This is a genomic window from Staphylococcus sp. ZWU0021, assembly GCF_000798895.1.
Taxonomy (GTDB): domain Bacteria; phylum Bacillota; class Bacilli; order Staphylococcales; family Staphylococcaceae; genus Staphylococcus; species Staphylococcus saprophyticus.
Map to the genome: position 1 here is coordinate 26,000 of NZ_JTLN01000030.1, position 13,919 is coordinate 39,918.

A 13,919-nucleotide genomic window follows, 5' to 3' on the forward strand; every position below is an offset into this window, starting at 1 on the left:
TAATTTGAACACAAATTGCTGTTGCAACTCGTGTACCAAATCTGTAAGCGAACAATAGATTCGCAACAGTTTCGGTAATATTAACGTTTTGAGAATTGTGGTGAACGACGAGCTTTTTTAAGACCTGGTTTTTTACGTTCTTTCATACGTGGGTCACGAGTAAGTAATCCAGCGCGTTTTAAAGAACCTCTGTATTCAGGATCAGCTTCTAATAATGCACGAGAAATTCCGTGACGGATTGCTTGAGCTTGTCCAGTAAATCCTCCACCTTGAACGTTAACTAATACATCATAGTTACCTTTAGTTTCTGTTACATCGAATGCTTGGTTAATGTCTAAAATTAATGATTCGAATGGTAAATAGCTACGTACATCGCGACCGTTTACAGTAATATTACCTTCGCCTGGTACTAAACGTACACGTGCTACTGAGTTTTTACGACGGCCTGTGCCTCTATATTCAACTTGTGCCAATGTAATTTCCTCCTTTTAATTAACCACGTAACTCGTAGTTTTCTGGTTGTTGTGCAGCGTGTGGATGTTCAGCGCCACCATATACAAATAATTTTTTACCTTGTTTTTCACCTAAACGAGTGCTTGGTAGCATTCCTTTAATTGAATTTTCAAGTAAACGTTCTGGGTTATTCGCTTTTAACTCACCAGCTGAAATTGATTTAATTCCACCTGGGTGGTTAGAGTGACGATAGTACATTTTATCGCGCTCTTTATTACCAGTGAAATGGATTTTTGAAGCGTTGATGACGATTACGTAATCACCTGTATCAACGTGTGGTGTATAAGTTACTTTATTTTTACCGCGTAAAATAGCTGCTACTTCTGATGATAAACGACCAAGTGTTTTACCTTCAGCATCAATAACATACCATTTGCGCTCAATGTTTGATTCATTAGCCATAAATGTTTGACGCATATAATTGTCCTCCTAGAATGAATAAATGTTTCTCGTTTAATAGTTTATACTTTTTAAAACTTAGATTTCATTTATTTTATTAATTGTTTGTTTCTACGTGCTTCTATATCGTGTTACACAATAAGATTCCGGGGCTTATCGTGGGTGATATAAAACAATACCGTTAGTAATCGTATAATTTTTCTGTCGTTTTGTCAATCTAATTTAAAGATTTTGTGATGATTTTTTTTGATGTATTTTTATATTATTACCAAAGTCTTGAATTAATTCATTGGGTGTTAAATAAATCTTCTCTAAGTACAATCCTTCAGCCGGTGCGGTAAAGGGAACTTGATTACGATCTCTTGCTTCTAATAACTGTGGGACCTCTTGTGGTTCTCTCTTGCCTTTACCCACTTCTATTAAAAATGCAATTAACACACGTACCATATTATATAGGAATCCAGAGCCTGTGACAATATAGTCAAAGCCACTTTCTGTCTTTTCTATGCGACTTTCATATAATGTTCTTATCTTACTTTCAACCTCAGTCTTCTGAGAACAAAAGCCTGTGAAATCATGTGTGCCTATAAAATGTTGCGCTGCCATATTCATCTTTTCAATATCTAACTGTTCAGGCACATAAGTTTTTAATCCACAAAGAAATGGATCTTTATGGGCTGATTGATAAATCTTATAACGATAAGATTTTCCAACGCAATCATATCTACAATGAAAATCATCATTAACAAAAGAAACATCATTGACATAAATATCATCTGGTAGCGCACGGTTCATTGCATATTGCCATTGCTGTTCTGGAATATTTAATTCTGTATCAAAATGAAAATACTGTTCAATCGCATGTACGCCTCTGTCGGTTCTACTACTTGGATGTATTCTTACCTCATGCTTATGCATGCGTTTTAATATCTTTTCAAATTGCTGTTGAATGGTTCTTCCGTGTTGCTGAATTTGGAAACCAAGAAACTGGCTCCCTTGGTATGAAATATTAACTAAGACTCGCATCTGTTATTACACTCCTAAATATTTTAAACCAAATAATATAATGGCAATGGGTATAATCAAAATTAATGTAATTGTATCCTTAAACTGCCACTCTAATCTGCGATAGCTGGTACGTATTTTTTGAGTATCGTACCCTCTTACTTCCATGGCTATAGCTAAATCTTCTGCTCTTTGGAAAGCTGAAATAAATAATGGGATAAGTAAGGGTATAAATGCTTTGATTCTGTTAATAAGTCCACCTGAACTTATTTCTGAACCACGTGATTTTTGCGCTAAAATAATTTTATCTAATTCATTCATTAATGTTGGTATAAATCTAAGTGCAATGGACATCATCATACTCAATTGATGTACTGGTATTTTAACAATTTTAAGCGGTGATAATAATCGTTCGAACGCATCAGTCAAATCTATCGGACTTGTACTTAAGGTCATAATCGTTGATATCATGATAATAAACATCAGTCTAAGTACAATATAGATACCTTCTAGAATACCCTGTATATCTATAGAAATAAATCCTATTTCAAATATGCGTGAACCACCTTTAGTTAGAAATAAATGCATAAGAAAGGTAAATATTAAAAATATCCATATTGGTGTTAATCCCTTAATTAAGAACCAAAATTTTATATGTGCTAATTTCATAATGCTAATTATCAAAATAAATAACCATAAATATGTTCCAAATGAGTGTGCAAAAAATATTAACACAATAAATAAAAATACAAATATTAATTTAGCTCTAGGATCCAAATGATGGATAATTGTATTTAAAGGAAGATAGCGTCCAATTATAAACTTATCTTTCATCTTCTTGCCACTCCTTATACATATCAATAAATTCATCTTCTGTTAATGCTATTTTATTGAAATAATATTGATATTTATCCTCAATATCTCTTTGCAATTTTACAACATCTGGAACATCTAAATGCAATTGATTAACATAATTCGTATCACTAAACAACTTTCTAGGTGAGCATTCTTCGACGAGTTGACCTTGTTTCATTATTTTTATTTCATCCACATATTTTGCAACATCATTCATTTCGTGTGTCACAAGTATGATTGTTTTATTTTGTTCTACTTGCAGTTTTTTAATCATTTTCATTATTTGATCTCTACTTTTTGGATCAAGTCCAGCCGTAGGTTCATCTAATATAACGATATCTGGATCCATAGCCAATATAGATGTTATAGCAATTTTTCGCATCTGACCACCAGACATCTGAAAAGGTGATTGCTGCAATATATCTCTACTAAAACCAAAATCGATTAATAGCTTATATGCACGTGCTTTCACTTCATCTATAGGCATATTAAAGTTTTTTGGACCAAACAATATTTCTCTTTCTACTGAATCTTCAAAGAGTTGTGATTCAGGAAATTGGAACACAACACCGATACGCTTACGAATTTGTTTCAATACTTTATCCTTAGTTTTATGGGTAATGGTTATATCATCGATTTGCAATTTACCGGTAGAAGGTTTAAGTAAACCATTAAAATGCTGGATTAATGTCGATTTACCAGAACCAGTTTGACCTATGACTGCGTAATATTTCCCTTGTTGAAATGTAGTTTCAATATCCCTTAAAGCTACATGTTCAAATGGGGTACCCTTTTGATATACATAACTTACTTGACTAAATTTGACTGTCATATTTTTTTTACCAGCCCTTCATAAGTTATAAAATCCGTGCTCCCCAACAAAGTACGTGCCATGCGAATAGAAAAAGGTAAATCTAACCCAATTTCCGTCAAACCGTCTCCATCATTAAATACATCATGCGGCTTACCTGTTTGATATACTTCACCATCATTTAAGACAACTAAATAATCTGCTTCTGCAGCTTCAGTTAAGTCATGTGTAATAGAAATGATTGTAACCTCTTTTTCTTCTTTCAAGCGATGGATTAAACTAATAAGTTCTTTTCTTCCTGCAGGATCTAACATAGACGTTGCCTCATCCAATATAATTACATCTGTATTTAGTGCAAGAACACCAGCAATTGCAACCCGTTGTTTTTGACCACCAGAGAGTGACTGTGGCTCATAATCTGCTCTATCTAACATTTCAACGTCTTCCAACGCTTTGGGCACTATACGTTGCATATCGTCATATGAGACGCTATTATTTTCAAGTCCAAAAGCGACATCGAACGCTACTGTAGAACCCACAAACTGATTTTCTGGATTTTGAAAGACAATGCCTATATGCTGTCTCAAATCACTCAAATTTTGTTGGTTAATACATTGATTACGAAAATAAATATGCCCATCACTAGGTTTTTCAATACCGACCATTAATTTTGCAATCGTAGATTTACCAGAACCATTATGACCAACAATTGAAGTCCATTTCCCTTTTGGAATGCCAAAAGATACATCATTTAACGCAAGTGGCTCATCACTATTATATTTAAATCTAACATGGTTAAATGTAATAATATTGTCATGCGTATCCATATCTCTAGCCTCCCAATTAATCATAACGCTTTTTATATACCTTATCTATTTTACATGAAAAGGTAATCTAAAGAAAGTTTAGATAGTTAATCATTGTGACAAAATCAATCCGTATTCTAATTTAAAAACGTGTTTAAGTTGCAATAATTAATGTTTACTATTGCTCGCAATTGCATAAGATTCCCTAAATTACTTTGGAATTATGGTTCAGTCGATTACTATTGCTCCGCAATTGCATAAGACCCCCTAAATTCCTTTGGAATTAAGGGGGTCTAATAATATAAAAAAGCGCGCACCCCATCATAATTTTTGAGTTCACGCTTTAAAGTTTTATTTAGTTTTGATGGGGTACTCTGAGCTAGACAATATTTGTATGTGGCAAACATTATCGTTGCACTCATTTGCTTTATATATAGTAGTACATGTATTTAAATTAAACTAATTCAATAATTACTGATTCAGCACCATCGCCGCGACGAGGACCTACTTTAAGAATACGAGTGTAACCGCCTTGACGTTCTGTATAACGTTCAGCAACTTCACCGAATAATTTTTGTAATGCAGTTTGTACTGTTTCATCTTCGTTTAAGATTTCAACATTACGTAAAGTTTTAGCTGCTTGACGACGTGAAGCTAAATCGCCTTTTTTACCTAAAGTGATTAATTTTTCAACAACACTACGTAATTCTTTTGCACGCGCTTCTGTAGTTTCAACACGTTCACTAACGATAAGTGAAGTAGCTAAGTCACGTAACATCGCTTTACGTTGATCAGAAGTACGACCTAATTTTCTGTAACCCATGAGTTAACCTCCTTTATATTAATCTTCTTTTCTTAAACCTAAACCTAGGTCTTCAAGTTTATACTTAACTTCTTCTAAAGATTTACGACCTAAATTACGTACTTTCATCATATCTGCTTCAGATTTATCAGCTAATTCTTGAACAGAGTTGATACCTGCACGTTTTAAGCAATTGTATGAACGTACTGATAAGTCTAATTCTTCAATAGACATTTCAAGTACTTTTTCTTTTTGATCCTCTTCTTTTTCAATCATGATTTCAGCATTTTGTGCTTCATCAGTTAATCCAACGAAGATATTCAAGTGTTCAGTTAAGATTTTTGCAGCTAATGAAACTGACTCTTGTGGTGTGATTGAACCATTTGTCCAAACATCCAATGTCAATTTATCAAAATCACTACTTTGACCCACACGTGTGTTTTCTACAGTGTAGTTAACACGTTCAACTGGAGAATAAAGTGAGTCGACTGGAATTACACCAATTGGTAAATCACTAGTTTTGTTTTGTTCTGCTAATGCGTAACCTCTACCCTTGTTAGCAACTAGACGGATTTTTAAATGTCCACCTTTTGAAACTGTTGCAATTTTAATCTCAGGATTTAAAATTTCAACATCACTATCATGAGTAATGTCACTTGCAGTTACATCGCCTTCATCTTTAACATCAATTTCTAAAGTTTTATCTTCTTCAGAATAGATTTTCAATGCTAGTTTTTTGATGTTCATAATAATTGTAGATACATCTTCAACGACATTGTCTATTGCTGAGAATTCGTGTAATACGCCTTCGATCTCAATGTACTTAACGGCTGCACCTGGTAATGAAGATAGTAGGATACGACGTAAGGAGTTTCCTAGTGTAGTACCGTAGCCACGTTCTAGTGGTTCAACAACGAACTTACCGAATTTAGCATCTTCACTAATTTCAATTGTTTCAATTCTAGGTTTTTCGATTTCAATCATTTACAAATATCCTCCTTGTTTACGTCGATTGATTTTTACTGTATTTCTCAGTGACCTGCGACAATAACAATAAAATTATACGCGACGACGTTTTGGCGGACGACAACCATTATGTGGTACTGGAGTAACGTCACGGATTGCAGTTACTTCTAATCCAGCTGATTGTAACGCACGGATAGCTGATTCACGACCAGGACCTGGACCTTTTACAGTAACTTCAACAGATTTTAAACCATGTTCCATAGCTGTTTTTGAAGCAGTTTCTGATGCCATTTGAGCTGCAAATGGAGTTGATTTTTTTGAACCTTTAAATCCTAATGCACCTGCTGATGACCATGATAACGCATTACCAAATTCATCAGTAATAGTTACGATTGTATTATTGAATGTTGAACGGATGTGTGCCACACCATTTTCAATATTCTTTTTCACTCTACGTTTACGAGATACTTGTTTACGTGCCATTTAAATTTTGCCTCCTTTACCTATTATTTTTTCTTGTTAGCTACAGTTTTAACTGGGCCTTTACGAGTACGAGCATTGTTTTTTGTTTTTTGTCCGCGAACTGGTAATCCACGACGGTGACGGATACCACGGTATGATGAGATTTCCATTAAACGTTTAATGTTTAAGTTTTGCTCACGACGTAAGTCACCTTCTACTTTATAGTTGTCAACAATTTCACGGATACGACCTAATTCATCATCAGTTAAATCTTTAACGCGTGTTTCTGGTGATACGTTAGCTTCTTCAGCAATTTTGTTAGCTGTAGTAGTACCGATACCATACACATAAGTTAATGAAATAACAATACGTTTTTCACGTGGAATATCTACTCCTGCAATACGTGCCATAATTATTTACACCTCTCTTTATTAACCTTGTCTTTGTTTATGTTTTGGGTTGCTACAAATTACCATTACTTTACCTTTACGTTTAATGACTTTACATTTTTCGCAAATTGGTTTTACTGATGGTCTTACTTTCATTTTTAAACCTCCCTATATTATGGAGTGACGATTATTTATAACGATACGTAATTCTTCCGCGTGTTAAATCATACGGAGACATTTCTACTGTTACTTTGTCGCCAGGTAGAATACGAATATAATTCATTCTAATTTTACCACTTACGTGAGCTAAAATTTCATGACCATTTTCTAATTCTACTTTAAACATTGCATTTGGTAAAGTATCTAATACAGTACCTTCTAATTCAATTACATCCTGTTTAGCCATTAATTAACTTCCCCCTTTATGAAATAGTCGGTTATCGTCAAAAATCAACTCTAACCATACGTGTCTATAAGTGTTGTTAATCAGTTTAACAAATATAATGAATTACGTAATCGCATTGTCACTCTTATTTAATTATACCTTTGACATTACATAGACCGTACAAAGTTGATCTTATTTTAAATCTTCTAAGATATCAATGACGTCGTTTGTAACGACTTTAATATCTCTAGAACCATCAATGTTTTTCAAAACATTTTTATTATCATAGAATTCTAAGATAGGTTTAGATTGTTTTACATTGACGTTTAAACGATTAGCAACTGTTTCTGGGTTGTCATCTTCACGTTGATATAATTTACCACCGTCAAGATCACAAATACCATCAACTTTTGGAGGATTGAATACAAGATGATAAGTTGTTCCGCATTTCTCACAGATTCTACGACCAGTGAGGCGGTTCATTAATTCTTCTTCAGGTACCTCTATATTGATAACAGCATCAATTTCTCTATCTAATTCTTTCATGATATTACTTAATGCTTCAGCTTGTTCAATAGTACGAGGAAAGCCGTCAAGTAAGAATCCTTTTTTCGCATCGTCTTCAGATATTCTATCTTTAACGATACCCACAGTAACTTCATCAGGGACTAATTCTCCACGATCCATGTACGATTTAGCTTCTTTACCTAAATCCGTTTCATCTTTAATCGCTTTTCTGAACATGTCACCAGTAGATATGTGTGGAATTGGGAATTTCTTAACAATTTCACTCGCTTGAGTTCCTTTACCTGCACCAGGTAAACCCATTAAAATGATATTCATAAATGCCCTCCTACAATTTATCTACCACCAAAGCCTCTATAATCTTTTTGGCTCACTTGAGCTTCTAGACTTTTCATTGTTTCAATCGCTACACCAATTACAATTAGTAAGCTCGTACCACCAACCTGAATAGACTGTGGTAAGCTCATTACTTTCGTTGCAATAATTGGCAGAATCGCTATTACAGCTAAGAATATTGATCCGACAAAAGTTAAACGATAGAGAACTCTAGTAATATATTTTTTGGTTTGTTCGCCAGGTCTAATACCTGGAACATAACTTCCTTGTTTCTTCAGGTTATCTGCCATCTTTTCAGGATTAACTTGTACAAATGCATAGAAGTAAGTAAATGTTATGATGAGTACAACGTACACAATCATACCAATGTTATTCGATGGATTTGCCACGTCTGATACCTTTTGCGCCCAACTTGCGTCAGGGAAAAACAATGTCAATGTTCTTGGTAACAAGAAGAATGCCATTGCAAAGATAACTGGGATAACACCTGCAGAGTTAACTTTCAAAGGTAAATATGTTGCTTGTGAACCTAATCGTTGTGCTGATTGTTTCTTCGCATATTGAATTGGAATTTTACGAATAGCTTGTAGTACATATATTGCACCAACCGTTAATAATATCATTCCAATAATTAAGCCAATTACTTTCAACCAAGCCATAGAAGTATCATCTTGGCCAACAAAGGCCTGTTGATAAAACTGGATTAGTGATGAAGGTAATGAAGACAAAATACCAGCGAAGATGATAATGGAAATACCATTACCAACACCGAATTGAGTGATTTGTTCACCTAACCATATTAAGAATGCTGTTCCAGCTGTTAAAACAACAGCGATTAATAAATAACTAAGAATCGATTGATCCATGATCAATTGACCTTTTAAATAATTATTAAATTGGAAAGCCATCCCAATAGATTGGATAAAAGCAAGTACAATAGCAAAATAACGCGTTACGTTATTAAGTTTCTTTCTACCTGCATCACCTTGTTTTGCCCACTCTGAAAACTTCGGAACAATATCCATTTGTAATAACTGCATTACGATTGACGCAGTAATATAAGGCATTATACCCATGGCAAAGATAGAAAAGTTCTTCAAGGCTCCGCCACCAAATGTATTTAACAAGTCAGTGACACCTTGAGAACCTTGTTGACTGTCAAAAGCAGCTGGGTTAACACCAGGTGCTGGAATATAAGTACCTATTTTAAAAATAACTAACATTGCGAGAGTAAAAAAGATCTTGTTACGAACTTCTTTTGTTTTAAAGAAGCTCACAAGCGTTACAAACATTAGATCACCTCGTGTGCTCCGCCTTTTGCATCAATAGCTTCTGCTGCAGATGCAGAGAACTTGCTAGCTTTAACTGTTAGTTTTTTATCAAGAGAACCAGTACCTAGTATTTTAATACCAGATTTTTCACTCTTAACTACACCAGATTCTACTAATAAAGCAGGAGTTACTTCAGTACCATCTTCAAATTTATTAAGTTGGTCTAAGTTAACAATAGCATATTCTTTACGGTTGATGTTAGTAAAACCTCGTTTTGGTAAGCGACGGAATAATGGTAATTGTCCACCTTCGAAGCCTGGTCTTACACTACCACCTGAACGCGCTTTTTGTCCTTTTTGTCCACGACCACTAGTTTTACCGTTACCAGTAGCTGCACCACGTCCAACGCGGTTACGAACTTTACGAGAACCTTCTGCTGGTTTTAACTCATGTAATTTCATATCGGCACCTCCTTAAAATTATTTTTCTTCTACTGTCACTAAGTGACTTACTTTGTTGATTTGCCCACGAATAGCAGGGTTATCTTCAACAACTACTGAAGAGTTTGTTTTTTTCAAACCTAAAGCTTCAACAGTTTTACGTTGTGTTTCTGGACGACCTATAACACTACGAGTGAGGGTAATTTGTAATTTAGCCATAACTTATTTTCCCTCCTTAATTGTATAATTCTTCTACTGATTTGCCGCGTAATTTCGCAACATCTTCAGCATTTTTAAGGTTTTTTAATCCATTGATTGTAGCACGAACCATGTTAATTGGTGTATTTGAACCTAAAGATTTACTTAAGATATCAGTGATACCCGCTAATTCTAATACCGCACGAACAGGGCCACCTGCGATTACACCAGTACCTGGTGCAGCTGGTTTCATAAATACACTGCCTGAACTGAAACGTCCAGTAATTGTGTGAGGTGTTGTACCTTCAACACGTGGAACTACAACTAAATCTTTTTTAGCTGCTTCAACTGCTTTTTTGATTGCTTCAGGTACCTCTTGTGCTTTACCAGTACCGAAACCAACGCGACCGTTCTTATCTCCAACTACTACTAATGCAGTGAAACGGAAACGACGACCACCTTTTACAACTTTCGCAACACGGTTAATTGTAACAACGCGTTCTTCAAATTCTTTCGCTTCTTCTCTACGAGCCATGTAAATGTCCCTCCTTTAAATTAAAATTCTAAACCATTTTCACGAGCTGCATCTGCTAAGGCTTTAACACGGCCATGGTATAAATATCCTCCACGGTCAAATACAATTGTTTTCACGCCTTTTTCGCTAGCTCTTTTAGCTACAGTTTCGCCAACTTTAGCTGATAATTCAACTTTTGATCCAGATTCATTTGCTAAATCTTTTTCTTGAGTTGAAGCTTGTGCTAATGTTTTACCACTTACATCATCAATGACTTGTGCATAGATGTGTTTATTTGAACGATAGATGTTCAAACGTGGTTTTTCTGCTGTGCCAGCTAATTTATTACGTACACGCGCATGTCTTTTAAGACGCACTTTGTTTTTATCAATTTTGCTGATCATCTTAATACTCCTTTCTTCTGAAAGTTATTTATTATTTACCAGTTTTACCTTCTTTACGGCGAACGTATTCACCTTGGTAACGAATTCCTTTACCTTTATAAGGTTCTGGAGGTCTTACTGAACGAATGTTTGAAGCGATTGCTCCAACTTGTTCTTTAGAAATACCAGCAACAGTTACTGTTGTGTTTTTCTCAACACCGAAAGTAATACCATCATCAGCTTTAATTTCAACTGGGTGAGAGTAACCAACGTTTAAAATTAAGTCATTACCTTGCATTTGAGCACGGTAACCAACACCAACAAGTTCAAGTGTTTTTTGGTATCCTTCTTTAACACCTTGTATCATATTGTTAATTAAAGCACGAGTTGTACCATGTACTGTTCTATCATCTTTAGAATCAGTTGGTCTTACAACTTCTAAAGTGCTTTCGTCTTGTTTATATGTCATTCTTTCATTCATTGTTCTTGATAATTCACCTTTAGGACCTTTAACAGTGATTGTGTTACCTTCAACACTTACTGTTACGTCGCTAGGGATGTCAATAATTTTTTTACCAACACGACTCATGTTATCGCACCTCCTTATTATTTATTATTACCAAATGTAACCTAGGATTTCTCCACCGATGTTACGTTTTCTAGCTTCTTTATCAGTTACAACACCTTCAGAAGTTGAAACTAATGCAATACCTAAACCATTAAGTACTTTAGGTACTTCGTTAGCTTTAGCATATACACGTAAACCAGGTTTTGAAATACGTTTTAAACCAGTGATAACACGTTCATTGTTTTGACCATATTTAAGGAATAAACGGATAACCCCTTGTTTATCGTCTTCAACGTATTCTACGTTTTTAATGAAACCTTCACTTTTTAAAATTTCAGCAATTTCTTTTTTAATGTTTGAAGCAGGTAATTCTAATTTATCGTGACGCACCATGTTTGCGTTTCTTACACGAGTTAGCATATCTGCAATTGGATCGTTGATTGTCATTGATTGTTGCCTCCTTTCAGACTATTTTCTATTACCAGCTAGCTTTACGAACGCCAGGGATTTGGCCTTTATAAGCTAATTCACGGAAACAAATACGGCATAATTTAAATTTACGATATACAGAATGTGGACGACCACAGCGTTCACAACGAGTATACTCACGTACTTGGAACTTTTGTTTTTTTTGTTGCTTAGCAACCATTGAAGTTTTAGCCACTTAATTAGCCTCCTTTAGAGATTATTTGTGAAATGGCATACCGAATTGTGATAACAATTCACGAGCTTCCTCGTCAGTGTTAGCAGTCGTTACGATAACGATATCCATTCCTCGTACTTTATTTACTCGGTCATAGTCAATTTCTGGGAAAATTAATTGTTCTTTAACACCTAAAGTGTAGTTACCTCTACCATCGAATGCAGTTTTAGATACACCTTGGAAGTCACGTACACGTGGAAGTGAAACAGCAATTAATTTATCTAAAAAGTCATACATTCTTTCACCACGTAGTGTTACTTTCGCACCGATAGGCATACCTTCACGTAAACGGAATGTTGCTACTGATTTTTTAGCTTTTGTAATTAATGGTTTTTGACCAGTGATAGCTTGTAATTCTTCTACAGCATCATCTAATACTTTAGTATTTTGAACAGCGTCACCGACACCCATATTTACAACGATTTTTTCTATTTTTGGAACTTCCATTACTGAACTGTAGTCAAATTGCTTAACTAAGTTTTGAGTAACTTCAGAATTGAATTTTTCTTTTAAACGGTTCACAGTGGATCCTCCTTTCAATTAATTATTAATTATTAGATTTGATTTCTTCGCCAGATTTTTTAGCGATACGAACTTTTTTACCATCTACGAATTTATGACCTACGCGTGTTGGTTCATTCTTTTTAGGGTCTAATAACTGTACATTAGAAACATGGATTGCTGCCTCTGTTTCTAAGATTCCACCTTCAGGATTAAATTGAGTTGGTTTTTGGTGCTTTTTAATTATATTGACACCTTCCACAACGACACGGTCTTTTTTAGGTTCAGTTGAAACAACTTTACCTTCTTTACCTTTGTCTTTACCTGCGATAACTTTTACGTTGTCACCTTTTTTGATATGCATGTGTGGCACCTCCTTAAATTTATATATTTACAAATGTTTTATTAAAGTACTTCTGGAGCTAATGATACAATTTTCATGAAGTTGCCTTCACGTAATTCACGAGCAACAGGTCCAAAAATACGAGTACCACGTGGGCCTTTGTCGTCACGAATGATGACACATGCATTTTCATCAAATTTGATATATGAACCATCGTTACGGCGTACACCTGATTTAGTACGAACTACAACAGCTTTTACTACTTCACCTTTTTTGACAACGCCACCTGGTGTAGCATTTTTAACACTTACAACGATAACGTCACCAATGTTAGCTGTTTTACGACCAGATCCACCTAATACTTTAATTGTAAGAACTTCACGCGCACCAGAGTTATCTGCTACTTTTAATCGTGTTTCTTGTTGGATCATGAGTTAAACCTCCTTTATCTTCACTATTTAATTAAATAATTACTGATTCTTCAACAATTTCTACCAAACGGAAACGTTTAGTTGCTGATAAAGGACGAGTCTCTTGTATCTTAACTGTGTCCCCTAATTTAGCTGAGTTGTTTTCATCATGAGTTTTGTATTTTTTAGAGTATTTTACTCGTTTACCATATAACTTGTGTGTTTTGTATGTTTCAACAAGTACAGTTATCGTTTTATCCATTTTATCGGAAACGACTCTACCTACATAAACTTTACGATCATTTCTTTCGCTCACTTTAGTAACCTCCTCTTT

At 34.8% G+C, this 13,919-nt stretch carries 25 protein-coding genes; all 25 read right to left on the reverse strand.

What is annotated here, in order from left to right; genetic code table 11:
- Positions 1-80: 80 nt before the first annotated feature.
- Positions 81-473 carry a 30S ribosomal protein S9 gene (rpsI, locus tag L987_RS09150; RefSeq protein ID WP_002482644.1) on the reverse strand — a complete coding sequence of 131 codons (393 nt, stop codon included), beginning with the start codon at positions 471-473 and terminating at the stop codon, positions 81-83.
- A 19-nt stretch (positions 474-492) separates the two neighbouring features.
- Positions 493-930, reverse strand: a complete 438-nt coding sequence (gene rplM / locus L987_RS09155; protein WP_047504367.1) for a 50S ribosomal protein L13 — start codon at positions 928-930, stop codon at positions 493-495.
- 204 nt (positions 931-1,134) lie between these two features.
- On the reverse strand, positions 1,135-1,938 hold the full coding sequence (gene truA, locus L987_RS09160) for a tRNA pseudouridine(38-40) synthase TruA (protein WP_011302610.1): 804 nt from the start codon (positions 1,936-1,938) through the stop codon (positions 1,135-1,137).
- 6 nt (positions 1,939-1,944) lie between these two features.
- The gene (locus tag L987_RS09165) at positions 1,945-2,751 is read right to left on the reverse strand and encodes an energy-coupling factor transporter transmembrane component T family protein (protein ID WP_011302609.1); all 807 of its coding nucleotides are present in this window, start codon (positions 2,749-2,751) and stop codon (positions 1,945-1,947) included.
- Positions 2,741-3,604 (reverse strand): energy-coupling factor transporter ATPase, encoded by an 864-nt coding sequence (locus tag L987_RS09170; protein WP_011302608.1) that lies wholly within the window; start codon positions 3,602-3,604, stop codon positions 2,741-2,743. Before L987_RS09170 ends, L987_RS09165 begins: the two co-directional genes overlap by 11 nt.
- Positions 3,601-4,410: an energy-coupling factor transporter ATPase gene (locus tag L987_RS09175; protein ID WP_011302607.1), complete on the reverse strand. Its 810-nt coding sequence runs from the start codon at positions 4,408-4,410 to the stop codon at positions 3,601-3,603. Before L987_RS09175 ends, L987_RS09170 begins: the two co-directional genes overlap by 4 nt.
- Before the next feature lie 433 nt (positions 4,411-4,843).
- The gene (gene rplQ / locus L987_RS09180) at positions 4,844-5,212 is read right to left on the reverse strand and encodes a 50S ribosomal protein L17 (protein ID WP_002482638.1); all 369 of its coding nucleotides are present in this window, start codon (positions 5,210-5,212) and stop codon (positions 4,844-4,846) included.
- Positions 5,213-5,230: 18 nt separating this feature from the next.
- Positions 5,231-6,175, reverse strand: coding sequence for a DNA-directed RNA polymerase subunit alpha (locus L987_RS09185; RefSeq protein ID WP_011302606.1), 945 nt, complete (start codon positions 6,173-6,175; stop codon positions 5,231-5,233).
- Positions 6,176-6,250: 75 nt separating this feature from the next.
- Positions 6,251-6,640 carry a 30S ribosomal protein S11 gene (rpsK, locus tag L987_RS09190; RefSeq protein ID WP_002482636.1) on the reverse strand — a complete coding sequence of 130 codons (390 nt, stop codon included), beginning with the start codon at positions 6,638-6,640 and terminating at the stop codon, positions 6,251-6,253.
- Between the two features lie 23 nt (positions 6,641-6,663).
- Positions 6,664-7,029 (reverse strand): 30S ribosomal protein S13, encoded by a 366-nt coding sequence (gene rpsM / locus L987_RS09195; RefSeq protein ID WP_011302605.1) that lies wholly within the window; start codon positions 7,027-7,029, stop codon positions 6,664-6,666.
- 21 nt (positions 7,030-7,050) lie between these two features.
- Positions 7,051-7,164: a 50S ribosomal protein L36 gene (gene rpmJ, locus L987_RS09200; RefSeq protein WP_002482634.1), complete on the reverse strand. Its 114-nt coding sequence runs from the start codon at positions 7,162-7,164 to the stop codon at positions 7,051-7,053.
- A gap of 31 nt (positions 7,165-7,195) precedes the next feature.
- Entirely contained in the window at positions 7,196-7,414 is a 219-nt protein-coding gene (gene infA / locus L987_RS09205) for a translation initiation factor IF-1 (RefSeq protein ID WP_001118443.1), read from the reverse strand.
- A gap of 171 nt (positions 7,415-7,585) precedes the next feature.
- Positions 7,586-8,236 carry an adenylate kinase gene (locus L987_RS09210; RefSeq protein ID WP_011302604.1) on the reverse strand — a complete coding sequence of 217 codons (651 nt, stop codon included), beginning with the start codon at positions 8,234-8,236 and terminating at the stop codon, positions 7,586-7,588.
- A gap of 17 nt (positions 8,237-8,253) precedes the next feature.
- Positions 8,254-9,546: a preprotein translocase subunit SecY gene (gene secY, locus L987_RS09215; protein ID WP_047504372.1), complete on the reverse strand. Its 1,293-nt coding sequence runs from the start codon at positions 9,544-9,546 to the stop codon at positions 8,254-8,256.
- A complete protein-coding gene (rplO, locus tag L987_RS09220) occupies positions 9,546-9,986 on the reverse strand; it encodes a 50S ribosomal protein L15 (protein ID WP_002482631.1) in 441 nt (146 codons plus the stop codon). The genes secY and rplO overlap by 1 nt, the downstream gene beginning before the upstream one ends.
- Positions 9,987-10,004: 18 nt before the next feature.
- Positions 10,005-10,184, reverse strand: coding sequence for a 50S ribosomal protein L30 (gene rpmD / locus L987_RS09225; protein WP_002482630.1), 180 nt, complete (start codon positions 10,182-10,184; stop codon positions 10,005-10,007).
- Between the two features lie 16 nt (positions 10,185-10,200).
- Entirely contained in the window at positions 10,201-10,698 is a 498-nt protein-coding gene (gene rpsE / locus L987_RS09230; RefSeq protein ID WP_011302602.1) for a 30S ribosomal protein S5, read from the reverse strand.
- Between the two features lie 20 nt (positions 10,699-10,718).
- A complete protein-coding gene (gene rplR, locus L987_RS09235; protein ID WP_011302601.1) occupies positions 10,719-11,081 on the reverse strand; it encodes a 50S ribosomal protein L18 in 363 nt (120 codons plus the stop codon).
- A gap of 31 nt (positions 11,082-11,112) precedes the next feature.
- On the reverse strand, positions 11,113-11,649 hold the full coding sequence (gene rplF / locus L987_RS09240; RefSeq protein WP_002482627.1) for a 50S ribosomal protein L6: 537 nt from the start codon (positions 11,647-11,649) through the stop codon (positions 11,113-11,115).
- 27 nt (positions 11,650-11,676) lie between these two features.
- Positions 11,677-12,075: a 30S ribosomal protein S8 gene (rpsH, locus tag L987_RS09245; RefSeq protein ID WP_002482626.1), complete on the reverse strand. Its 399-nt coding sequence runs from the start codon at positions 12,073-12,075 to the stop codon at positions 11,677-11,679.
- 31 nt (positions 12,076-12,106) lie between these two features.
- Positions 12,107-12,292 (reverse strand): type Z 30S ribosomal protein S14, encoded by a 186-nt coding sequence (locus L987_RS09250; RefSeq protein ID WP_002482625.1) that lies wholly within the window; start codon positions 12,290-12,292, stop codon positions 12,107-12,109.
- Between the two features lie 21 nt (positions 12,293-12,313).
- Positions 12,314-12,853 (reverse strand): 50S ribosomal protein L5, encoded by a 540-nt coding sequence (gene rplE / locus L987_RS09255; protein ID WP_002482624.1) that lies wholly within the window; start codon positions 12,851-12,853, stop codon positions 12,314-12,316.
- Between the two features lie 25 nt (positions 12,854-12,878).
- Entirely contained in the window at positions 12,879-13,196 is a 318-nt protein-coding gene (gene rplX, locus L987_RS09260) for a 50S ribosomal protein L24 (RefSeq protein WP_047504375.1), read from the reverse strand.
- 41 nt (positions 13,197-13,237) lie between these two features.
- Positions 13,238-13,606, reverse strand: a complete 369-nt coding sequence (gene rplN / locus L987_RS09265; protein ID WP_002482622.1) for a 50S ribosomal protein L14 — start codon at positions 13,604-13,606, stop codon at positions 13,238-13,240.
- A gap of 31 nt (positions 13,607-13,637) precedes the next feature.
- Complete coding sequence (rpsQ, locus tag L987_RS09270; protein WP_002482621.1) at positions 13,638-13,901, reverse strand: 30S ribosomal protein S17; 264 nt, start codon at positions 13,899-13,901, stop codon at positions 13,638-13,640.
- Between the last annotated feature and the right edge of the window lie 18 nt (positions 13,902-13,919).

Bases quoted from the DNA above. Each gene is read 5' to 3' on its own strand.
- L987_RS09170 (WP_011302608.1), bottom strand. From the start codon at position 3,604: ATGACAGTCAAATTTAGTCAAGTAAGTTATGTATATCAAAAGGGTACC.
- rplM (WP_047504367.1), bottom strand. From the start codon at position 930: ATGCGTCAAACATTTATGGCTAATGAATCAAACATTGAGCGCAAATGG.
- infA (WP_001118443.1), bottom strand. From the start codon at position 7,414: ATGGCTAAACAGGATGTAATTGAATTAGAAGGTACTGTATTAGATACT.
- rplR (WP_011302601.1), bottom strand. From the start codon at position 11,081: ATGATCAGCAAAATTGATAAAAACAAAGTGCGTCTTAAAAGACATGCG.
- L987_RS09210 (WP_011302604.1), bottom strand. From the start codon at position 8,236: ATGAATATCATTTTAATGGGTTTACCTGGTGCAGGTAAAGGAACTCAA.
- rpsH (WP_002482626.1), bottom strand. From the start codon at position 12,075: ATGACAATCAACGATCCAATTGCAGATATGCTAACTCGTGTAAGAAAC.
- rpmJ (WP_002482634.1), bottom strand. From the start codon at position 7,164: ATGAAAGTAAGACCATCAGTAAAACCAATTTGCGAAAAATGTAAAGTC.
- rplN (WP_002482622.1), bottom strand. From the start codon at position 13,606: ATGATCCAACAAGAAACACGATTAAAAGTAGCAGATAACTCTGGTGCG.
- rpsM (WP_011302605.1), bottom strand. From the start codon at position 7,029: ATGGCACGTATTGCAGGAGTAGATATTCCACGTGAAAAACGTATTGTT.
- rplO (WP_002482631.1), bottom strand. From the start codon at position 9,986: ATGAAATTACATGAGTTAAAACCAGCAGAAGGTTCTCGTAAAGTTCGT.
- rplX (WP_047504375.1), bottom strand. From the start codon at position 13,196: ATGCATATCAAAAAAGGTGACAACGTAAAAGTTATCGCAGGTAAAGAC.
- L987_RS09175 (WP_011302607.1), bottom strand. From the start codon at position 4,410: ATGGATACGCATGACAATATTATTACATTTAACCATGTTAGATTTAAA.
- rpsE (WP_011302602.1), bottom strand. From the start codon at position 10,698: ATGGCTCGTAGAGAAGAAGCGAAAGAATTTGAAGAACGCGTTGTTACA.
- truA (WP_011302610.1), bottom strand. From the start codon at position 1,938: ATGCGAGTCTTAGTTAATATTTCATACCAAGGGAGCCAGTTTCTTGGT.
- rpsK (WP_002482636.1), bottom strand. From the start codon at position 6,640: ATGGCACGTAAACAAGTATCTCGTAAACGTAGAGTGAAAAAGAATATT.
- L987_RS09165 (WP_011302609.1), bottom strand. From the start codon at position 2,751: ATGAAAGATAAGTTTATAATTGGACGCTATCTTCCTTTAAATACAATT.
- rplQ (WP_002482638.1), bottom strand. From the start codon at position 5,212: ATGGGTTACAGAAAATTAGGTCGTACTTCTGATCAACGTAAAGCGATG.
- rpmD (WP_002482630.1), bottom strand. From the start codon at position 10,184: ATGGCTAAATTACAAATTACCCTCACTCGTAGTGTTATAGGTCGTCCA.
- secY (WP_047504372.1), bottom strand. From the start codon at position 9,546: ATGTTTGTAACGCTTGTGAGCTTCTTTAAAACAAAAGAAGTTCGTAAC.
- L987_RS09185 (WP_011302606.1), bottom strand. From the start codon at position 6,175: ATGATTGAAATCGAAAAACCTAGAATTGAAACAATTGAAATTAGTGAA.
- rplF (WP_002482627.1), bottom strand. From the start codon at position 11,649: ATGAGTCGTGTTGGTAAAAAAATTATTGACATCCCTAGCGACGTAACA.